At 52.8% G+C, this 21,519-nt stretch carries 20 protein-coding genes and 1 other annotated feature; of the genes, 18 read left to right on the plus strand and 2 right to left on the minus strand.

Going from position 1 to position 21,519, the window contains the following annotated elements; genetic code table 11:
- From dnaA to HV346_RS00055, 11 genes are all read left to right on the plus strand, one after another.
- Positions 1-1,398: a chromosomal replication initiator protein DnaA gene (dnaA, locus tag HV346_RS00005; RefSeq protein WP_181621610.1), complete on the plus strand. Its 1,398-nt coding sequence runs from the start codon at positions 1-3 to the stop codon at positions 1,396-1,398.
- 4 nt (positions 1,399-1,402) lie between these two features.
- Positions 1,403-2,503 (plus strand): DNA polymerase III subunit beta, encoded by a 1,101-nt coding sequence (gene dnaN, locus HV346_RS00010; protein WP_181621611.1) that lies wholly within the window; start codon positions 1,403-1,405, stop codon positions 2,501-2,503.
- 147 nt (positions 2,504-2,650) lie between these two features.
- Positions 2,651-3,724 (plus strand): DNA replication/repair protein RecF, encoded by a 1,074-nt coding sequence (gene recF / locus HV346_RS00015; RefSeq protein ID WP_181621612.1) that lies wholly within the window; start codon positions 2,651-2,653, stop codon positions 3,722-3,724.
- A gap of 28 nt (positions 3,725-3,752) precedes the next feature.
- On the plus strand, positions 3,753-6,167 hold the full coding sequence (gyrB, locus tag HV346_RS00020; RefSeq protein WP_181621613.1) for a DNA topoisomerase (ATP-hydrolyzing) subunit B: 2,415 nt from the start codon (positions 3,753-3,755) through the stop codon (positions 6,165-6,167).
- 160 nt (positions 6,168-6,327) lie between these two features.
- A complete protein-coding gene (gene yidA / locus HV346_RS00025; RefSeq protein WP_181621614.1) occupies positions 6,328-7,140 on the plus strand; it encodes a sugar-phosphatase in 813 nt (270 codons plus the stop codon).
- A 225-nt stretch (positions 7,141-7,365) separates the two neighbouring features.
- Positions 7,366-8,055: a D-galactonate utilization transcriptional regulator DgoR gene (dgoR, locus tag HV346_RS00030; protein WP_181621615.1), complete on the plus strand. Its 690-nt coding sequence runs from the start codon at positions 7,366-7,368 to the stop codon at positions 8,053-8,055.
- Complete coding sequence (locus tag HV346_RS00035; protein ID WP_181621616.1) at positions 8,052-8,930, plus strand: 2-dehydro-3-deoxygalactonokinase; 879 nt, start codon at positions 8,052-8,054, stop codon at positions 8,928-8,930. Before dgoR ends, HV346_RS00035 begins: the two co-directional genes overlap by 4 nt.
- The gene (locus HV346_RS00040) at positions 8,914-9,531 is read left to right on the plus strand and encodes a 2-dehydro-3-deoxy-6-phosphogalactonate aldolase (protein WP_181621617.1); all 618 of its coding nucleotides are present in this window, start codon (positions 8,914-8,916) and stop codon (positions 9,529-9,531) included. Before HV346_RS00035 ends, HV346_RS00040 begins: the two co-directional genes overlap by 17 nt.
- A complete protein-coding gene (dgoD, locus tag HV346_RS00045; protein WP_181621618.1) occupies positions 9,528-10,676 on the plus strand; it encodes a galactonate dehydratase in 1,149 nt (382 codons plus the stop codon). Before HV346_RS00040 ends, dgoD begins: the two co-directional genes overlap by 4 nt.
- A gap of 122 nt (positions 10,677-10,798) precedes the next feature.
- Positions 10,799-12,136: an MFS transporter gene (locus HV346_RS00050; protein ID WP_181621619.1), complete on the plus strand. Its 1,338-nt coding sequence runs from the start codon at positions 10,799-10,801 to the stop codon at positions 12,134-12,136.
- A 51-nt stretch (positions 12,137-12,187) separates the two neighbouring features.
- On the plus strand, positions 12,188-13,411 hold the full coding sequence (locus HV346_RS00055; RefSeq protein ID WP_181621620.1) for a DUF3748 domain-containing protein: 1,224 nt from the start codon (positions 12,188-12,190) through the stop codon (positions 13,409-13,411).
- Positions 13,412-13,413: 2 nt separating this feature from the next.
- On the opposite strand, the gene HV346_RS00060 is transcribed toward HV346_RS00055, so the two are convergent.
- On the minus strand, positions 13,414-13,746 hold the full coding sequence (locus tag HV346_RS00060; protein WP_181621621.1) for a YceK/YidQ family lipoprotein: 333 nt from the start codon (positions 13,744-13,746) through the stop codon (positions 13,414-13,416).
- A 247-nt stretch (positions 13,747-13,993) separates the two neighbouring features.
- Positions 13,994-14,066 (plus strand) — a sequence feature (ROSE (Repression Of Heat Shock gene Expression) occurs in the 5'-region of heat shock genes and acts as an RNA thermometer to modulate expression.).
- Between HV346_RS00060 and ibpA the strand changes: the two genes are divergently transcribed.
- From ibpA to HV346_RS00075, 3 genes are all read left to right on the plus strand, one after another.
- The gene (ibpA, locus tag HV346_RS00065) at positions 14,060-14,470 is read left to right on the plus strand and encodes a small heat shock chaperone IbpA (protein WP_181621622.1); all 411 of its coding nucleotides are present in this window, start codon (positions 14,060-14,062) and stop codon (positions 14,468-14,470) included. It overlaps the preceding feature by 7 nt.
- A 135-nt stretch (positions 14,471-14,605) precedes the next feature.
- Positions 14,606-15,034, plus strand: a complete 429-nt coding sequence (ibpB, locus tag HV346_RS00070) for a small heat shock chaperone IbpB (RefSeq protein WP_181621623.1) — start codon at positions 14,606-14,608, stop codon at positions 15,032-15,034.
- A 141-nt stretch (positions 15,035-15,175) separates the two neighbouring features.
- On the plus strand, positions 15,176-16,837 hold the full coding sequence (locus tag HV346_RS00075; RefSeq protein ID WP_181621624.1) for a putative transporter: 1,662 nt from the start codon (positions 15,176-15,178) through the stop codon (positions 16,835-16,837).
- Here the strand turns inward: HV346_RS00075 and HV346_RS00080 are convergent.
- Positions 16,805-17,551: a GntR family transcriptional regulator gene (locus tag HV346_RS00080; protein WP_181621625.1), complete on the minus strand. Its 747-nt coding sequence runs from the start codon at positions 17,549-17,551 to the stop codon at positions 16,805-16,807. The two genes, HV346_RS00075 and HV346_RS00080, sit on opposite strands and share 33 nt — an antisense overlap.
- A gap of 222 nt (positions 17,552-17,773) precedes the next feature.
- Between HV346_RS00080 and HV346_RS00085 the strand changes: the two genes are divergently transcribed.
- The 4 genes from HV346_RS00085 to HV346_RS00100 all read left to right on the plus strand — a co-directional run bounded on the left by HV346_RS00085 (position 17,774) and on the right by HV346_RS00100 (position 21,491).
- Positions 17,774-19,396 (plus strand): alpha-glucoside-specific PTS transporter subunit IIBC, encoded by a 1,623-nt coding sequence (locus HV346_RS00085; RefSeq protein ID WP_181621626.1) that lies wholly within the window; start codon positions 17,774-17,776, stop codon positions 19,394-19,396.
- Positions 19,393-20,715: a 6-phospho-alpha-glucosidase gene (locus HV346_RS00090; protein ID WP_181621627.1), complete on the plus strand. Its 1,323-nt coding sequence runs from the start codon at positions 19,393-19,395 to the stop codon at positions 20,713-20,715. The genes HV346_RS00085 and HV346_RS00090 overlap by 4 nt, the downstream gene beginning before the upstream one ends.
- Positions 20,716-20,806: 91 nt before the next feature.
- Entirely contained in the window at positions 20,807-21,154 is a 348-nt protein-coding gene (locus tag HV346_RS00095; RefSeq protein WP_181621628.1) for a YidH family protein, read from the plus strand.
- A complete protein-coding gene (locus tag HV346_RS00100) occupies positions 21,144-21,491 on the plus strand; it encodes a DUF202 domain-containing protein (RefSeq protein WP_181621629.1) in 348 nt (115 codons plus the stop codon). Before HV346_RS00095 ends, HV346_RS00100 begins: the two co-directional genes overlap by 11 nt.
- The last annotated feature ends 28 nt before the right edge of the window (positions 21,492-21,519 follow it).

A 21,519-nucleotide genomic window follows, 5' to 3' on the forward strand; every position in this document is an offset into this window, starting at 1 on the left:
GTGTCACTTTCGCTTTGGCAGCAGTGTCTTGCCCGATTGCAGGATGAGTTACCAGCCACAGAATTCAGTATGTGGATCCGCCCATTGCAGGCGGAACTGAGCGATAACACGCTGGCTTTGTATGCGCCAAACCGTTTTGTGCTCGATTGGGTAAGGGACAAATACCTCAATAACATCAATGGACTGCTCAATGATTTCTGCGGGACGGATGCCCCACAGCTACGTTTTGAAGTGGGAACAAAACCGGTCACGCAAACTGTCAGAGAAACGGTAAATGTCGCCGTTCCTGCGCAGGCTGCTCCCGCTCCTGCGCCGCGTGTTGCGCCTGCTGCACGTCCCGGCTGGGACAACGTTCCTGCCCCGGCAGAGCCTACCTATCGTTCTAACGTCAACGTGAAACATACGTTTGATAACTTTGTTGAAGGTAAATCAAACCAACTGGCTCGCGCTGCGGCTCGTCAGGTGGCTGATAACCCTGGTGGCGCGTATAACCCGTTGTTCCTCTATGGGGGCACTGGCTTGGGTAAAACTCACCTTCTGCATGCGGTGGGTAATGGCATTATGGCGCGTAAGCCCAATGCCAAAGTGGTGTATATGCACTCCGAGCGCTTCGTTCAGGACATGGTAAAAGCCCTGCAAAACAATGCGATCGAAGAGTTTAAACGCTACTACCGTTCCGTTGATGCTCTGCTTATTGATGACATTCAATTCTTTGCCAATAAAGAGCGATCACAGGAAGAGTTTTTCCATACCTTCAATGCGCTGCTTGAAGGTAATCAGCAGATCATTTTAACTTCGGATCGTTATCCAAAAGAGATCAACGGCGTCGAAGATCGTCTGAAATCTCGCTTTGGCTGGGGCCTGACCGTGGCGATCGAGCCTCCGGAGCTGGAAACCCGCGTTGCGATCCTGATGAAAAAAGCCGATGAAAACGATATTCGCCTGCCGGGTGAAGTCGCGTTCTTCATTGCTAAACGTCTGCGTTCAAACGTTCGTGAACTGGAAGGTGCGCTGAACCGCGTCATTGCCAATGCCAACTTCACGGGCCGGGCAATTACCATTGATTTCGTGCGTGAAGCACTGCGTGATCTTCTGGCATTGCAGGAAAAACTGGTCACTATCGACAATATTCAGAAGACGGTGGCCGAGTACTACAAAATCAAAGTGGCAGATTTGTTGTCTAAGCGTCGTTCCCGCTCGGTGGCGAGACCGCGTCAGATGGCTATGGCGCTGGCAAAGGAGTTAACCAACCACAGTCTGCCGGAGATCGGCGATGCGTTTGGTGGCCGTGACCATACAACCGTGCTGCACGCGTGCCGCAAGATTGAGCAGTTGCGCGAAGAAAGCCACGACATAAAAGAAGATTTTTCCAATTTAATCAGAACATTATCATCGTGATGCTATGAAATTTACCGTTGAACGTGAACATTTATTAAAACCGCTGCAACAGGTGAGTGGCCCATTAGGTGGCCGCCCAACGCTGCCTATTCTCGGAAACCTGCTGCTTCAGGTCGCGGACGGTACGCTGTCGCTGACCGGCACAGACCTGGAAATGGAAATGATCGCGCGTGTTACGCTCTCTCAGCCACATAACGCGGGCGCAACGACTGTACCAGCGCGTAAATTCTTTGATATTTGCCGCGGGTTGCCGGAAGGCGCGGAAATTGCTGTGCAACTTGAGGGCGACCGTATGCTGGTTCGCTCCGGTCGCAGTCGCTTCTCGTTGTCTACGCTACCTGCTGCGGACTTCCCAAACCTGGACGACTGGCAGAGCGAAGTTGAATTCACCCTGCCGCAGGCGACGATGAAGCGTCTGATTGAAGCCACGCAGTTCTCAATGGCGCATCAGGATGTCCGTTATTACTTAAACGGCATGTTGTTCGAAACCGAAGGTGAAGAGCTGCGCACCGTGGCGACCGATGGTCACCGTCTGGCGGTCTGCTCCATGCCGATTGGCGATTCACTGCCAAATCATTCGGTGATCGTACCGCGTAAAGGTGTGATTGAGCTGATGCGCATGCTCGACGGTGGTGAAACGCCACTGCGTGTGCAGATTGGCAGCAACAATATTCGTGCACATGTTGGCGATTTTGTCTTCACTTCGAAGCTGGTTGATGGGCGTTTCCCTGACTATCGTCGCGTATTGCCGAAGAATCCGGACAAAACGCTGGAAGCAGGCTGCGACATTCTCAAGCAGGCGTTTGCGCGTGCGGCCATTCTCTCTAACGAGAAATTCCGCGGTGTACGTCTGTATGTGAGTGAAAATCAGATCAAAATCACCGCCAATAACCCGGAGCAGGAAGAGGCAGAAGAAATTCTGGACGTCACCTACGCCGGAACTGAGATGGAAATCGGCTTCAACGTCAGCTATGTGCTGGATGTTCTGAATGCACTGAAGTGCGAAAACGTTCGCATTTTGCTGACTGATTCCGTATCGAGCGTGCAGATTGAAGACGCCGCCAGCCAGAGCGCGGCCTATGTTGTCATGCCTATGAGACTGTAGTGAAAAATATCGGGCTATCTTACTTGCCATTTTCAGCCAGGGCTGTGCTCACCCCTGTCACGTACTGCGTGTACGTTTCAGGGTCTGCGTGCAGCCCGCGTTGAAACTGGCTGCGCCGATTACACCCAGGCCCGAAGAACCCCTTATATGTCACTGACGCGCCTTTTAATTAAAGATTTCCGCAACATTGAAAGCGCGGATCTCGCTTTGTCCCCTGGCTTTAACTTCCTGGTTGGTGCGAATGGCAGCGGCAAAACCAGCGTGCTGGAAGCTATCTATACGCTCGGTCATGGCCGGGCGTTTCGCAGCTTGCAGATTGGTCGTGTGATTCGCCATGAGCAGGAGTCATTTGTTCTGCACGGGCGCTTGCAGGGTGAAGAGCGTGAAACCTCCATTGGTCTGAGCAAAGACAAGCAAGGCGACAGCAAGGTCCGTATTGACGGTACTGATGGCCATAAAGTGGCTGAGTTGGCACTACTGATGCCGATGCAGCTGATTACACCGGAAGGGTTTACTCTCCTCAACGGTGGCCCCAAATACCGAAGAGCATTCCTCGACTGGGGATGTTTCCATAATGAAGCGGGTTTCTTTAATGCCTGGAGTAATCTGAAGCGGCTGCTGAAACAGCGAAATGCTGCGCTGCGCCAGGTCACTCGCTACGCTCAGTTGCGTCCCTGGGATATGGAATTAATCCCACTTGCGGAACAAATCAGCAACTGGCGTGCAGAATACAGTGCAGGGATTGCTGAAGACATGGCGGATACCTGCAAACAGTTTTTACCCGAGTTTTCTCTCACCTTCTCCTTCCAGCGAGGCTGGGAGAAAGAGACGGATTATGCCGAAGTGCTGGAGAGAGGCTTCGAGCGCGACCGCATGCTAACCTACACCGCGCATGGCCCGCACAAGGCGGATTTCCGCATTCGTGCTGACGGTGCGCCGGTCGAAGATACCTTGTCACGCGGGCAGCTAAAACTCCTGATGTGTGCGCTGCGTCTGGCGCAGGGGGAGTTTTTAACCCGCGAAAGCGGGCGACGCTGCCTGTATCTGATAGATGATTTTGCCTCGGAACTCGACGACGCACGGCGCGGACTGCTTGCCAGCCGCTTAAAAGCCACGCAGTCGCAGGTTTTCGTCAGCGCGATTAGCGCTGAACACGTAATGGACATGTCGGACAAAAATTCGAAGATGTTCACCGTGGAAAAGGGTAAAATAACGGATTAACCCAAGATTAAATGAGCGAGAAACGTTGATGTCGAATTCTTATGACTCCTCCAGTATCAAAGTCCTGAAAGGGCTGGATGCGGTGCGTAAGCGCCCAGGTATGTATATCGGTGATACGGATGACGGCACCGGTCTGCACCACATGGTATTCGAGGTTGTGGATAACGCTATCGACGAAGCGCTCGCGGGTCACTGTAAAGACATTGTCGTCACCATTCATGGCGATAACTCTGTTTCCGTACAGGATGATGGCCGTGGTATCCCAACGGGTATTCACCCGGAAGAGGGTGTGTCCGCAGCAGAAGTGATCATGACCGTACTGCACGCGGGCGGTAAATTTGATGATAACTCATATAAAGTTTCCGGCGGCCTGCACGGCGTAGGGGTTTCCGTGGTTAACGCCCTGTCGCAGAAACTGGAACTGGTTATCTACCGCGAAGGCAAAATTCATCACCAGGTCTATACCCACGGTGTGCCGCAGGCTCCACTGTCAGTTACGGGCGAAACGGAAAAAACCGGGACGACAGTACGTTTCTGGCCGAGCCACGAAACGTTTTCTAACGTGACCGAATTCGAGTACGACATTCTCGCCAAACGTCTGCGTGAACTGTCCTTCCTGAACTCCGGCGTGTCTATCCGCCTGCGTGACAAACGTGACGGTAAAGAAGACCATTTCCACTACGAAGGCGGTATCAAAGCGTTTGTTGAATACCTCAATAAGAACAAAACGCCGATCCACCCGAATATCTTCTATTTCTCAACAGAGAAAGACGGTATTGGTGTAGAAGTGGCGCTGCAGTGGAACGATGGTTTCCAGGAAAATATCTACTGCTTCACCAACAACATTCCACAGCGTGATGGCGGTACACACCTTGTTGGCTTCCGTACGGCGATGACCCGTACCCTGAATGCTTACATGGATAAAGAAGGCTACAGCAAGAAAGCGAAAGTTAGCGCCACCGGTGACGATGCCCGTGAAGGCCTGATTGCTGTGGTTTCTGTTAAAGTGCCAGATCCTAAGTTCTCCTCACAGACGAAAGACAAGCTGGTCTCTTCTGAGGTGAAATCCGCAGTTGAGCAGCAGATGAACGAACTGCTGAGCGAATATCTGCTGGAAAATCCGTCTGACGCCAAAATTGTGGTCGGTAAAATCATCGATGCTGCGCGCGCCCGTGAAGCTGCACGTAAAGCGCGTGAGATGACCCGCCGTAAAGGTGCGCTGGATCTGGCTGGCCTGCCGGGCAAACTGGCGGATTGCCAGGAACGCGACCCGGCGCAGTCCGAACTGTACCTTGTGGAAGGGGACTCCGCGGGCGGTTCTGCGAAGCAGGGTCGTAACCGTAAGAATCAGGCGATTCTGCCGTTGAAGGGTAAAATTCTGAACGTTGAGAAAGCGCGCTTCGACAAAATGCTCTCTTCGCAGGAAGTGGCAACGCTTATCACCGCCCTGGGTTGTGGTATTGGCCGTGACGAGTACAACCCGGATAAACTGCGCTATCACAGCATTATCATCATGACCGATGCGGACGTCGATGGTTCTCACATTCGTACACTGCTGCTGACCTTCTTCTATCGTCAGATGCCAGAAATTGTTGAACGTGGCCATATCTACATTGCACAGCCTCCGCTGTACAAAGTGAAAAAAGGCAAACAGGAACAGTACATTAAAGACGACGAAGCAATGGATCAGTATCAGATCTCCATTGCGCTGGACGGTGCAACCCTGCATGCGAATGCCCACGCTCCGGCGCTGGCAGGTGAGCCTCTGGAACGTCTGGTTTCTGAGTACAATGCAACGCAGAAAATGATTGGCCGTATGGAACGTCGCTTCCCGCGTACATTGTTGAAAGCGCTGATTTACCAGCCGACGCTGGTTGAAGCCGATCTGAGCGACGAACAGACGGTGACCCGTTGGGTTAACCAACTGGTGACTGAGCTGAACGAAAACGAGCAGCACGGTAGCCAGTGGAAGTTTGATATTCGTGAGAATGCCGAACTGCATCAGTTCGAACCAGTCATTCGCGTGCGTACTCACGGTGTTGATACCGATTACCCTCTGGATCATGAGTTTGTGACCGGTGGTGAATACCGTCGTCTGTGCACCCTGGGCGAAAAACTGCGTGGTCTGATTGAGGACGATGCGTTTATCGAACGTGGCGAGCGCCGTCAGCCCGTTACCAGCTTCGAGCAAGCGCTGGATTGGCTGGTGAAAGAGTCTCGTCGTGGTCTGTACATTCAGCGTTATAAAGGGCTGGGTGAAATGAACCCGGATCAGCTGTGGGAAACCACTATGGATCCAGAAAGCCGTCGCATGCTGCGCGTGACGGTAAAAGACGCGATTGCTGCGGATCAGCTGTTCACTACTCTGATGGGCGATGCCGTTGAACCGCGTCGTGCCTTTATTGAAGAAAACGCCCTGAAAGCGGCAAATATCGATATCTAAGTCGTTTATCCCCCTCTCTCCACTGGAGATAGGGGGATCATTCCCCACAAAAGAGGAATCCCCTTTCTCTATTCCATCCCCCTTTATCTCCGACTCTTTTACTGTTTTCCGTGCCGAATCGCGTTAGCATGAGGAAAGACTCATTTAAATCGGGGATCTCATGGCCATTAAACTCATTGCAATCGATATGGACGGCACACTGCTGCTGCCAGACCACTCTATTTCTCCAGCCGTTAAAAACGCTATCGCCGCAGCGCGTGAAAAAGGCGTAAATGTGGTTCTGACCACCGGGCGTCCGTATGCGGGGGTACACAGTTACCTGAAAGAGTTGCACATGAATCAGCCGGGTGATTATTGCATCACGTATAACGGTGCGCTGGTACAGAAGGCCGCTGATGGCAGTACGGTCGCGCAAACTGCGCTGAACTATGACGATTACCTGTTCCTGGAAAAACTGTCTCGCGATGTGGGTTCTCACTTCCACGCGCTCGATCGCAACACGCTTTATACTGCGAACCGCGATATCAGCTACTACACCGTACATGAATCCTTTGTCGCGACGATCCCGCTGGTGTTCTGTGAAGCCGACAAAATGGACCCGGCCACGCAGTTCCTCAAAGTGATGATGATTGATGAGCCTGCCATTCTTGATAAAGCGATCGCCAAAATACCGGCGGACGTTAAAGAGAAATACACCGTACTGAAAAGTGCACCGTACTTCCTCGAAATTCTCGATAAACGTGTGAATAAAGGGACGGGCGTGAAATCACTGGCGGATGCGCTGGGGATCAAACCAGAAGAGATCATGGCTCTTGGCGATCAGGAAAACGACATTGCGATGATTGAATATGCTGGAATGGGTGTCGCGATGGATAACGCTATTCAATCGGTGAAAGATGTCGCCAACTTTGTAACGAAATCCAATCTGGAAGACGGTGTTGCCTACGCGATCGAGAAATTTGTTCTGCAATAACAGCAACCCAATCATACGAACCCTGGTGATCCACCGGGGTTTTTTTTGCCTTCAATTTACCGGATTGTTCTTTTTGTGATCTAGATTGTAGTACAACATTGTGTGATTGTACTACATTAAAACCTCGATAATGATAAGTAGCGTTGCTTTTGTACTGCAAAAGTGAGGTGAAATTCAGCGATCGCGGTAAAGTAGTGATGGACACAAAGAGCACAAGGACTCTCCATGACTCTCAATAAAACCGATCGCATCGTCATTACGCTGGGTAGCCAGATTGTGGGTGGAAAATACGTACCAGGATCGCCGCTGCCTGCAGAGGCCGAACTGTGCGAAGAGTTTGAAACTTCGCGCAACATTATCCGGGAAGTGTTTCGCTCGCTGATGGCGAAGCGGCTGATTGAAATGAAGCGCTATCGCGGCGCGTTTGTTGCGCCGCGAAACCAGTGGAATTACCTCGACACTGATGTCCTGCAATGGGTTCTGGAAAATGACTACGACCCAAGGCTTATCGGCGCGATGAGCGAGGTACGAAACCTGGTAGAACCCGCGATTGCCCGCTGGGCAGCGGAGCGCGCAACGTCAGGTGATCTGGCGCTGATTGAGTCGGCGCTGAATGACATGATCGCCAACAACCAGAACCGGGATGCCTTTAACGAAGCGGATATTCGCTATCACGAAGCGGTGCTGCAGTCAGTACATAACCCGGTTTTACAACAGCTTAGCGTGGCAATCAGTTCGCTACAACGAGCAGTATTTGAACGAACCTGGATGGGGGATGAGGCCAACATGCCAAAAACGCTCCAGGAACATAAAGCGCTGTTCGATGCGATACGGCATCAGGACGGTGATGCGGCAGAGCAGGCGGCAATGACCATGATCGCCAGCTCGACACGAAGGTTGAAGGAAATCACATGACATCTCGCTACATCGCAATTGACTGGGGATCGACCAATTTGCGCGCCTGGCTTTATCAGGGTGAGCAGTGCCTGGAGAGCAGGCAATCAGAAGCAGGCGTGACGCGCCTGAACGGAAAATCCCCTGAAGCGGTGTTAGCAGAAGTGACACAAAACTGGCGTGATAGCACCACGTCGGTAGTCATGGCGGGAATGGTGGGCAGCAACGTAGGCTGGAAGGTTGCCCCTTATCTGCCGGTTCCGGCCCATTTCTCTTCTATTGGCGAGCAGTTAACGTCTGTTGGGGACAATATCTGGATTGTACCCGGCCTGTGCGTGTCTCGTGACGATAACCACAATGTGATGCGCGGCGAAGAGACACAGCTGCTTGGCGCACGCACGCTTTCTCCTTCTTCTGTCTACGTCATGCCTGGTACACACTGCAAATGGGTGCAGGCCGATGCAGAACAGATCCACGATTTTCGCACCGTAATGACCGGCGAATTGCACCATTTGCTGCTAAATCATTCACTGATAGGGGCAGGGCTTCCACCTCAGGAAGTCTCTTCTGAAGCCTTCATTACCGGGCTTGATCGTGGCCTTCATTCCTCTGCCGTTTTGCCGCAACTTTTCGAGACCCGCGCCTCTCACGTACTGGGAACACTTCCCCGTGAGCAGGTGAGCGAATTTTTATCTGGCCTGTTGATTGGCGCAGAAGTCGCCAGCATGAGCGATTTTATCGCCCACGAGCAGGCCATCACGATTGTTGCTGGTTCATCGCTGACATCACGCTATCGGCAGGCGTTCCACGCCGTTGGGCGCAAGGTGTCTGCGATATCTGGCGATACGGCATTTCAGGCAGGAATAAGGAGTATCGCTCATGCAGTGGCAAACTAATCTTCCCCTTATCGCTATTTTGCGCGGCATTACGCCCGACGAAGCGCTGGCACATGTTGGTGCGGTAATTAATGCCGGATTTGACGCCGTGGAAATCCCGTTGAATTCGCCGCAATGGGAAAAAAGCATCCCAATGGTGGTGGAGGCGTTTGGTGATAAAGCGCTGATTGGTGCGGGTACGGTGTTGCAGCCAGAGCAGGTCGACCAACTGGCAAAAATGGGCTGCAAACTGATTGTGACGCCGAATATTCAGCCGGACGTGATCCGCCGCGCGGTCAGTTATGGCATGACGGTTTGTCCTGGGTGCGCAACCGCAACAGAAGCTTTCACCGCCCTCGAGGCGGGGGCGCAGTCGCTCAAAATTTTCCCGTCATCGGCTTTTGGTCCGGACTACATCAAAGCGCTGAAAGCGGTGTTACCCGCCAGTGTCCCGGTCTTTGCCGTCGGGGGGGTCACACCAGAAAACCTGGCGCAGTGGATGAAAGCCGGTTGCGTAGGGGCGGGGCTTGGCAGCGATCTCTATCGTGCCGGACAGCCCGTAGAGCGTACCGCAGAGCAGGCGACAGCATTTGTTAAAGCGTATCGAGAGGCAGTGAAATGAAAATAACCAAACTCACCACATACCGTTTACCTCCACGTTGGATGTTCCTGAAAATCGAAACCGACGAAGGCGTTGTCGGCTGGGGGGAACCGGTCATCGAGGGGAGGGCGCGCACTGTTGAAGCCGCTGTGCATGAGCTGGGTGAATACCTGATTGGCCAGGATCCTGCACGTATTAATGACCTGTGGCAGGTGATGTATCGCGCAGGCTTCTACCGTGGCGGTCCGATCCTGATGAGTGCTATCGCCGGTATTGACCAGGCTCTGTGGGATATCAAAGGCAAAGTGCTCAATGCCCCCGTCTGGCAACTGATGGGTGGCCTGGTTCGTGACAAAATTAAAGCCTACAGCTGGGTTGGCGGTGACCGTCCGGCAGATGTTATCGATGGGATTAAAACCCTGCGTGAGATTGGTTTTGATACCTTTAAGCTTAATGGCTGTGAAGAGATGGGGCTGATCGATAACTCTCGCTCGGTGGATGCGGCGGTAAATACCGTGGCGCAGATCCGTGAAGCCTTCGGAAACCAGATTGAGTTTGGCCTTGATTTCCACGGACGTGTCAGCGCGCCGATGGCAAAAGTCCTGATTAAAGAACTCGAACCTTATCGTCCGTTGTTTATTGAAGAACCGGTGCTGGCGGAGCAGGCAGAATATTATCCGAAACTGGCGGCACAGACGCATATCCCTATTGCGGCAGGTGAACGTATGTTCTCGCGCTTTGAGTTCAAACGTGTGCTGGAAGCGGGTGGCATTGCCATTTTGCAGCCTGATTTATCTCATGCGGGCGGTATTACGGAGTGCTACAAAATTGCCGGTATGGCGGAAGCCTATGATGTCTCCCTTGCGCCGCATTGCCCACTTGGGCCTATTGCGTTAGCGGCCTGTTTGCATGTGGACTTTGTCTCTTACAACGCTGTGCTTCAGGAGCAGAGCATGGGGATTCACTACAACAAAGGGGCTGAATTGCTCGACTTTGTGAAAAACAAAGAAGATTTCAACATGGAAGGAGGCTTCTTTAAACCGCTGATGAAACCAGGGCTTGGCGTAGATATCGATGAAGCCAAAGTGATTGAGTTCAGCAAAAATGCGCCGGACTGGCGTAACCCATTATGGCGTCATGAGGATGGCTCCGTCGCCGAATGGTAAATGCGCGTCATACTCGCGCGGGTGAGTGCGTTGGCTGCACTTCCCTGGCACGAATGATTTAGCGCGCTTCGTTTCAGTTTTTAATTAAAAAAATCAAACACACCCTCTGTAAATTACAGGGCATGGTGAGCGGCTTCGCTATGCCCAAAATCTGGGGACAGATTACGATGGATATTCCAGTTACTGCAGCAAAACCTGGGCGTCGCCGTTACCTGACGCTGATTATGATCTTTATTACTGTGGTTATTTGTTACGTTGACCGCGCCAACCTTGCCGTGGCGTCGGCTCATATTCAGGAAGAGTTTGGTATTACCAAAGCGCAAATGGGTTATGTCTTCTCGGCGTTTGCCTGGCTTTATACGCTTTGCCAAATCCCAGGCGGCTGGTTCCTGGACCGTGTCGGGTCACGATTAACCTATTTTATCGCTATTTTCGGCTGGTCAGTGGCGACCCTGTTCCAGGGCTTTGCCACCGGCTTGATGTCGCTGATTGGCCTGCGCGCCATTACCGGTATTTTTGAAGCACCGGCGTTCCCGACCAATAACCGTATGGTGACGAGCTGGTTCCCGGAGCACGAGCGCGCCTCGGCGGTGGGCTTTTATACCTCAGGGCAGTTTGTTGGGCTGGCATTTCTGACTCCGCTGCTGATCTGGATCCAGGAGATGCTGAGCTGGCACTGGGTGTTCATTGTCACCGGCGGTATCGGCATTATCTGGTCGCTGATCTGGTTCAAGGTATACCAGCCGCCACGTCTGACCAAAAATATCACCAAAGCCGAGCTGGACTACATTCGTGATGGCGGCGGTCTGGTGGATGGCGATGCACCGGTGAAAAAAGAGGCGCGCCAGCCGCTGACTCTGGCTGACTGGAAGCTGGTGTTCCACCGTAAACTGGTGGGGGTCTATCTTGGTCAGTTTGCCATTGCATCGACATTGTGGTTCTTCCTGACGTGGTTCCCGAACTATCTGACGCAGGAAAAAGGCATCACGGCGCTGAAAGCTGGCTTTATGACGACCGTCCCCTTCCTGGCGGCATTTGTGGGGGTTCTGTTGTCTGGCTGGGTGGCTGACAGGCTGGTACGTAAAGGCTACTCAATCGGTTTCTCCCGTAAGCTGCCCATCATATGCGGTCTGCTGATTTCAACCTGCATCATGGGGGCAAACTATACCAGCGATCCGATCTGGATTATGACCCTGATGGCGATTGCCTTCTTCGGGAATGGGTTTGCTTCCATCACCTGGTCTCTGGTGTCATCACTTGCTCCGATGCGTTTAATCGGTTTGACGGGCGGCGTGTTTAACTTCATCGGTGGGCTGGGCGGGATTACGGTTCCCCTGGTGGTGGGCTACCTTGCGCAAGGCTACGGCTTTGCTCCTGCTCTGGTTTATATCTCTGTCGTGGCTCTGCTTGGTGCGCTCTCCTATATCCTGCTGGTGGGCGATGTTAAACGAGTAGGCTAATTTCCGTTGATGTTTTACCCTGATGCGATAATCGCGCATCAGGGTTCCTTTATGAAACAAATCACCTTTGCTTCCCGCAATCATCAACTCACCAATACCCGTACCTGGACGGCAGACAGTCGCTGGCTCGTATACGATGTGCGCCCGTCAGGGGCGTCATTTACTGGTGAGACGATCGAGCGGATTAATGTGCTGACGGGCGATATTGAGGTGCTTTACCGCGCGACAAACGGCGCACATGTTGGTGTGGTGACGGTTCATCCCGTGGATGACCGATATGTCTTTATCCATGGACCCCAAAATCCAGATCCACACTGGCAGTATGATTTTCACCACCGTCAGGGCGTCATTGTGCACCACGGTCAGGTGAGTAACCTTGATGCAATGGATATCACCGCGCCTTATACCGCAGGCGCACTGCGTGGCGGCAGCCATGTGCATGTCTTCAGTCCTGATGGGCAATGCGTTAGCTTTACCTATAACGACCACGTGTTGCATGAACGCGATCCCGCATGTGATTTGCGCAATGTGGGTGTAGCAGCGCCGTATGGCCCGGTGAATCCTCTGGGGAATCACCCGCGTGAGTATGCCGGTACATTCTGGAGCGTGCTGGTGAGCACCACGACGTCGGACCCGCAACCGGGGAGCGATGAAATTAATCGCGCTTATGAAGAAGGATGGGTGAATAACGACAGACTGGCGTTTATCGGCGACACGCTCGGCATGAACGGTGAGAAAATCCCGGAGCTGTTTATTGTTGACCTGCCAACGGATGAGTTGGGGTGGAAACGTGCAGGCGATCTGCCGTTGCAAGGTACACCAGCGTTGATGCCAGCCCCGCCTTTGGGTGTTATACAGCGCCGTTTAACCTTCACCCATCCTCGCGCGTTTCCGGGGCTGGTAAACGTGCCACGCCATTGGGTGCGGAGTAATCCACAGGGAACGCAGATTGCCTTTTTGATGCGCGACGATAACGGGATTGTCCAGCTTTGGCTGATCTCCCCTGAAGGGGGCGAACCACGCCAGTTAACCCACCATGACAGCGATATCCAGTCGGCATTCAACTGGCATCCATCCGGGAATATGCTTGGATTTGTTCTCGAAAACAGAATTGCCTGTTGCAGTGCTGTCTCCGGAGAGGTCAGATTTTTGACGTCCGATCACGGCAAACCACCATCGGGAGATGCCGTGGTGTTTTCACCAGACGGCAAGCTGGTGGCATGGATGGAGGAGACGGCGGGTTTCCGTCAGCTTTGGGTCACGGAAACCGCATAAAACTAGCGTGGTGGCATTTCAGCGGGCGGAATGACGGAGTTGGTAGCCAGATTTTCCTGCTCGCTTTTCTCGACACGCGATCTCACCGAATTGTCCGTACGGAAAAGATCCCACGGTAGCAAGAGGGTGTCCATGACAGCCGTAAACGGCATATCCAGCACCGCCAGGGATTTGGTTCCCCAGTTAGTGTCATCATCCGAGAGCATTGTCGCTGTTGCGCGTGTGCCCGGGTATGTTCCTTCTTTACCGCCAGTGTGAGACATCACGCTCGAACACCCGCAAAGTAAAACTACACCGCTGAACGTCGTCAGCTTGATCAGAACATTTTTCATCATCACTTTGTCATCGTTAATGGCACTGCATCGACCTACAACTCAGGGTTATAGCTATCCCGATAAGAAATGAATAGTCCAAAAACCCCGCACTGTGGCGGCCATCGCAATTTAACCCTTTGTGCTGTTGTCCCAGTCTATGCGAGATGCAAGAAAGTGCAAAAAAAAGTGTACTTGTTGCGCTTGAAAATACCTATACCAGACCCACTTTAAGACTGTAGCCCGATAACGAATACGCCTGATGGGTATTCGGGGGTGCAATAGCCTGTCCATGGTGGAAGGCTAAAATTCTCGCTGATTTCAGGAGCTTTTATTTATGCGTAACTTTGATCTTTCTCCGCTTTATCGCTCAGCCATCGGTTTTGATCGTCTGTTTAACCTATTAGAAAATAACCAAAATCAGGGTAATGGCTACCCTCCATACAATGTTGAACTGGTCGACGAAAACCACTACCGCATCGCGATTGCCGTTGCTGGTTTTGCCGAGAGCGAGCTTGAAATCACCGCGCAGGAGAACGTACTGGTGGTGAAGGGCGCTCACACATCCGAGCAAAAAGAACGTACCTATCTGTATCAGGGCATCGCAGAACGTAACTTTGAACGTAAGTTCCAGTTAGCCGAGAACATTCATGTTCATGGTGCGAACCTGGTCAACGGCCTGCTGTTTATCGATCTGGAACGTGTGATTCCGGAAGAGAAAAAACCGCGCCGTATCGAAATTAATTAATTTATCGGGTCGCGAAAGCGGCCCACCCAGAGATGCTTGCCGAAATGGGAGCATATGCGAATCCATAAGGATTTGCAGGAACAACTGCGCACAAAATTAACCTGTGCCAACTCGCTTCTTAGAAGGAGAAACACCATGCGTAACTACGATTTATCCCCTCTGCTGCGTCAGTGGATTGGTTTTGACAAACTGGCTAATGCCCTGCAAAGCACCACTGAGCAACAGACGTTTCCGCCGTACAACATCGAAAAAAGCGATGATAACCACTATCGCATCACCCTTGCGCTGGCAGGGTTCCGCCAGGAAGACCTGGATATCCAGCTTGAAGGGACGCGCCTTACCGTGAAAGGTACGCCGGAAAAACAAGACACCGAGACCAAATGGCTGCACCAGGGGCTGGTTATTCAGCCATTCAGCCTGAGCTTCACGCTGGCAGACCATATGGAAGTTTCCGGTGCGACCTTTGCCAACGGCTTGTTGCATATCGATCTGACGCGTAACGTGCCAGATGCGATCGCTCCGCAACGCATCGCGATTAGCGAGCGTCCTGCGTTGAACAGCTGACCGGGTAGCCACCACGGCCCTCTGAGGTAAAAGAAAAAGCCCCGCTTTAGCGGGGCTTTTTTGTGCGCCATCACCCATACAACGCTTTCTGGCTCTGAGAGAATCCCTGTCATAACTAAGGTTATGCACAGGAAGTGGATCATGAGTGATATCGCGTTAACGGTTAGCGTGTTAGCCCTGGTGGCGGTGATCGGGCTATGGATTGGTAACGTCAAAATCCGTGGAGTCGGGTTTGGGATTGGCGGGGTGCTATTCGGGGGGATCTTTGTCGGTCATTTTGCTGACCAGCTTGGGCTGGTGCTCAGCGCTGAGATGTTGCACTTCATCCAGGAATTCGGTCTGATCCTCTTTGTTTACACCATCGGCATCCAGGTGGGACCGGGATTTTTTGCCTCACTTCGCGTCTCCGGGCTGCGGTTAAACCTCTTTGCTCTCAGCATTGTGGTGATGGGCGGACTGGTGACAGCCATCCTGCATAAACTATTCAGCATTCCACTGCCTGTGGTACTGGGGATTTTCTCCGGTGCAGTCACCAACACACCCGCGCTGGGGGCAGGGCAGCAAATCTTGCGTGACCTGGGGATCTCACCTGACATCGTTGACCAAATGGGGATGAGCTACGCCATGGCTTATCCATTTGGTATTTGCGGCATTCTGCTCTCAATGTGGCTGGTACGCGTGCTGTTTCGCATCAACGTTGAGAAGGAAGCGCAGGATCATGAGTCCACGTTAACCAACGGGCATGCCCTTATCAAAACCATCAATATTCGGGTCGATAACCCTAACCTGAACAATATGGCGATACAGGATGTGCCGATCCTGAACAGCGTTAACATCATTTGTTCGCGGCTTAAGCGTGACGAAATGCTGATGGTTCCTTCGCCGGGGACGGTGATTCAGCTGGGAGATCTCTTGCATCTTGTTGGGCAGCCCGGCGATCTGCACAACGCGCGTCTGGTGATTGGCCAGGAGGTTGAAACCTCGCTTTCTACACGTGGAACAGACATGCGCGTGGAAAGGGTGGTGGTGACAAATGAGCAGGTTTTAGGGAAAAAAATACGTGATCTGCAGGTAAAAGAGCGTTATGACGTGGTGATCTCCAGGCTTAACCGCGCAGGTATCGAGCTGGTTGCCAGCCCGGAAGCCAGCCTGCAGTTCGGGGATATCCTCAATCTGGTGGGGCGGCCAGCATCAATAGATGCGGTGGCGGATATGGTGGGGAATGCGCAGCAAAAACTGCAGCAGGTACAGATGTTACCGGTGTTTATCGGGATCGGGTTGGGTGTACTGTTGGGCTCCATTCCGCTGTATGTGCCCGGATTCCCGGTAGCGCTTAAACTGGGGCTGGCGGGTGGCCCACTGATTATGGCGCTGATCCTGGGGCGTATCGGTTGCATCGGTAAGCTGTACTGGTTTATGCCGCCAAGTGCAAATCTGGCGCTGCGGGAGCTGGGGATTGTGCTGTTCCTGGCCGTTGTCGGCTTAAAATCGGGCGGCGATTTTGTCGATACCTTGCTCCAGGGTGAAGGGATGAGCTGGGTAGGGTACGGGATTTTTATTACCGCCATTCCTTTGCTCACGGTGGGCATTCTGGCGCGTATCTTCACCAAAATGAACTATCTCACGCTCTGCGGCATGCTGGCGGGGTCGATGACCGATCCTCCGGCACTGGCGTTTGCTAATAACCTGCATGCCACCAGCGGCGCGGCAGCGCTCTCGTATGCCACGGTTTATCCGCTGGTTATGTTCTTACGCATTATCACGCCGCAGCTACTGGCGGTGATCTTCTGGGGGCTGGGTTAGTAACGCCTCCGGGTGAATGCGCCGTAAGTGGTAGTCCACCTGGTAATCGCTGGTGTTGCGGAACATCACGGAATAATTAAGGAATTCGCCGCTGTCGCTGTAGGAAAGGGATGTAATACGCAGCAGCGGCGTTTGTTCCGGGACGTTCAGATAATGCGCCAGCTGTTTGTCTGCCAGAACAGGCGTCAGGCTTTCGTAGTTACCGCTGATGGTTATCCCACACTCTTTCTCAATATAATCAAACTTCGACCCTTCAAGATGTACCAGTGAGAGGTTGCGAAACAGCTTCACAGGCATAAAGCTGTCTTCCAGCATCAATGGTTTTCCCTCCACATAACGTACCCGGCGCGAAAAGTAGATCCGCTCATCTATCTGAATACGCAGCTGGCTGGCGATGGCGGGCGGAGCAGGCATCACTTCAAACTGTAAGACCTGGCTCTGCACCTCTTTGCCTTGTTGACGGAGCACTTCCACCAGCCCGGTCAGATTGGTGGTTTCATGGTGAACGTCTTTGCGTGAAACAAACGTCCCGCTGCCGTGACGACGTTCGACAAGACCCCAACCCACCAGCAAATCGAGCGCTTTACGGACCGTCATCCTCGCCACACCAAATTCTTTCGCCAGTGCTTTCTCTCCCGGCAGTGGGCTACCGACAGTGTAATCAGAAGAATTGAGCCGCAACCGCAATCTGTCAGCAATGGATTTGTAGATCACCTGTAGACCTCTCTGTGAATATCAGGGCGTGAATACGGTCTTTAGATGTCCATATTTACTGCAAAAAGTAGACCTGATTGCACAAATTAAAACCATGAAAGCGATCACGAATCGTAGCGGCATGTCATGTGCGTTATTCGGGAAATTCTTATGCTCATTTCAGGCCAGTAAAAAACCATAAAGGCCTCTAACCCCTACAGGTTGTTACATGAGGATTTGAAAATGCTCAGTCAAATACAACGTTTTGGCGGCGCCATGTTTACCCCAGTGCTGTTATTCCCCTTCGCCGGGATCGTGGTGGGGATCGCTATCATGCTGCGCAACCCGCTTTTTGTGGGTGAAGCTTTAACCGCGCCAGATAATTTATTCGCGCAAATTGTTCATATTATTGAAGAAGGCGGCTGGGCGGTCTTTCGCAACATGCCGCTGATTTTTGCCGTCGGTTTACCTATCGGCCTTGCAAAACAGGCGCAGGGCCGGGCTTGTCTTGCGGTGCTGATCAGTTTTCTGACCTGGAACTACTTTATAAACGCGATGGGGATGACCTGGGGTCACTTCTTCGGCGTCGACTTTTCAGCTGAACCGACAGCGGGAAGCGGGCTGGCAATGATTGCCGGTATCAAAACACTGGATACCAGCATTATTGGGGCGATTGTGATTTCGGGTATCGTCACCGCCATCCACAACCGCTATTTCGAAAAACCCCTGCCCGTTTTCCTGGGGATATTCCAGGGAACCTCTTTTGTCGTCATTCTCGCGTTTTTCGTCATGATCCCCTGCGCCTGGCTAACGCTGTTGGGCTGGCCGAAAGTGCAGATGGGTATTGAATCCTTGCAGGCATTCTTACGTTCTGCCGGGGCACTGGGAGTATGGGTTTATACCTTCCTGGAACGCATTCTGATCCCAACAGGGTTGCATCACTTCGTCTACGGTCCGTTTATCTTCGGCCCGGCAGCCGTGGAGGGCGGTATTCAGGTTTACTGGGCGCAGCACTTACAGGAATTCAGCCAGAGTACGTTGCCGCTGAAAACCCTTTTCCCGGAAGGTGGATTCGCGCTGCACGGTAACTCGAAAGTGTTTGGTTCTGTCGGCATTGCGCTGGCGCTCTGGTACACCGCATCACCGGAAAACCGCGTCAAAGTTGCGGGTCTGCTGATCCCGGCCACGCTCACCGCCATGCTGGTGGGGATCACCGAGCCGCTGGAGTTCACCTTCCTGTTCATCTCGCCACTGCTGTTTGCTGTGCACGCCGTACTGGCCGCCACGATGGCGACGGTGATGTATGTCTTTGGTGTTGTGGGCAACATGGGCGGCGGTCTGCTGGACCAGTTCCTGCCGCAAAACTGGATCCCGATGTTCCATAACCATGCCTCGATGATGTTCACCCAAATCGGCATTGGTGTCTGTTTCACCGGCATCTACTTCGTGGTTTTCAAAACGCTGATCGAACGCCTAAACCTCAAAACCCCAGGCCGCGAAGAGAGTGAAATCAAGCTCTACAGCAAAGCCGATTATCAGGCTGCCCGTGGGCAAACTACTGCGCCAGCGGCGGCGAGCCAGAAGGTGAGTCAGGCTGCCGGTTTCTTAGCGGCGCTCGGCGGAGCCGCCAATATCGAAAGTATCAACAACTGCGCCACCCGCTTACGTATCGCCCTGGTCGATATGGCACAAACTCAAAGCGACGACGTCTTTAAAGCCCTGGGCGCACACGGTGTAGTGCGGCGCGGCAACGGCATTCAGGTGATTGTCGGTCTGCACGTTCCTCAGGTGCGGGACCAGCTTGAATCGCTAATGAAAACTCCTTTAACGAATGAACAAACCACCCTGACAGAGGCTATATCATGAAAAAATTCTCAGTTGTCATTGCAGGCGGCGGCAGTACCTTTACGCCAGGTATCGTCCTGATGTTGTTAGCTAACCGCGACCGCTTCCCACTGCGCACGCTGAAGTTCTATGACAACGATGGCGCACGTCAGGAAACCATCGCAGAAGCGTGCAAAATTATCCTCAAGGAGCAGGCACCGGATATTGAGTTTAGCTACACCACCGATCCGAAAGCGGCCTTTAGCGATGTGGATTTCGTGATGGCGCATATTCGTGTCGGCAAATATCCGATGCGTGAAAAAGACGAGAAAATCCCACTTCGTCATGGCGTACTGGGCCAGGAAACCTGTGGTCCTGGCGGGATCTCCTACGGGATGCGCTCGATTGGTGGCGTGCTGGAGCTGGTGGATTATATGGAACAATACTCCCCGAATGCGTGGATGCTGAACTACTCCAACCCGGCGGCGATTGTGGCGGAAGCGACCCGTCGCCTGCGTCCAAACGCCAAAATCCTCAACATCTGCGATATGCCCATCGGCATTGAAGGGCGCATGGCGCAGATTGTTGGCCTCAAAGATCGTAAAGAGATGCGTGTGCGTTACTACGGCCTGAATCACTTCGGCTGGTGGACATCGATTGAAGATCTGAACGGTAACGATTTGATGCCGAAACTGCGTGAGTATGTGGCTAAAAATGGCTATGTTCCGCCTTCTGACGATGCGCATACCGAAGCAAGCTGGAACGATACGTTTGCCAAAGCAAAGGACGTCCAGGCGCTTGATCCAGATACCATGCCAAACACTTACCTGAAATATTACTTCTTCCCGGACTATGTGGTGGCGCATTCCAACCCGGAACGCACCCGTGCCAACGAAGTGATGGATCACCGTGAGAAACATGTGTTCAGCTCTTGTCGGGCGATTATCGAGGCCGGTAAATCTTCAGCAGGTGAGCTGGAAATCGACGAACATGCGTCGTACATCGTCGATCTGGCAACAGCAATTGCCTTTAACACCCAGGAACGTATGTTGCTGATTGTGCCGAATAATGGCGCAATTCATAACTTTGATGCGGATGCGATGGTCGAAATTCCGTGTCTGGTGGGCCATAACGGGCCGGAGCCGTTAACCGTGGGCGACATTCCGCACTTCCAGAAAGGGTTGATGAGCCAGCAGGTTGCTGTTGAAAAACTGGTCGTGGATGCGTGGGAACAGCGTTCATATCAGAAACTCTGGCAGGCCATTACGCTTTCCAAAACCGTACCAAGCGCGTCGGTTGCCAAAGCGATTCTTGATGACCTGATCGAAGCCAACAAAGCGTACTGGCCAGAACTGTATTAACCCTCCTGACCGGCATCCTCTGATGCCGGTCTCCTTGTCTTTGTCGATTTACGCTATGCTGAAGCCTGCCGCAGCACGACAAGGAATCTTGATGAAAATCTCCCGCCTCGGCGAAGCACCGGACTACCGCTTCTCGCTGGCCAATGAACGTACATTTTTAGCGTGGATCCGCACTGCACTGGGCTTTCTGGCCGCTGGTGTTGGGCTTGATCAACTGGCCCCGGATTTCGCCACCCCATTAATTCGTGAAGTGCTGGCGCTATTGTTGTGCCTGTTCGCGGGAGGACTGGCGATTTACGGCTATCTGCGTTGGTTGCGCAATGAAAAGGCGATGCGCCTGAAACAGGATCTCCCCTATACGCGCGGTTTGTTCATGATTAGTGCGATATTGCTGACCGTGGCCGGGGTTGTCATGGTGCTGGTGTTCTATGGCGGATAGCCGTAAAGCACGTCGTGAAGCCGATCCCGGTTTACAACCGGAGCGTACCTCGCTTGCCTGGCTGCGGACGCTACTGGGTTACGGCGCACTGATCGCGCTGGCGATAAAACATAACTGGCATCGGACGGGCGTCCCGTTCTGGATTTCACTTGTTGTGCTGGCGCTGGTGGCGGTTATTTTGTGGCGATATACCCGTAGCCGGAATCTTATGGATGTTGCGCGGGATGAGGTTGTACAGCCAAAAGCGGTGCGAGATAAGTTCCTGATTGCGCTGGCTGTCTTGTCACTGTCACTGCTCTTCTCCGTCACGCATATACAGCAGATCCTGAGCCTGTAAAAAAAATCGATCCCTCTCCCACAGGAGA

The sequence above is a fragment of the Enterobacter sp. RHBSTW-00994 genome, from assembly GCF_013782625.1.
GTDB lineage: Bacteria > Pseudomonadota > Gammaproteobacteria > Enterobacterales > Enterobacteriaceae > Enterobacter.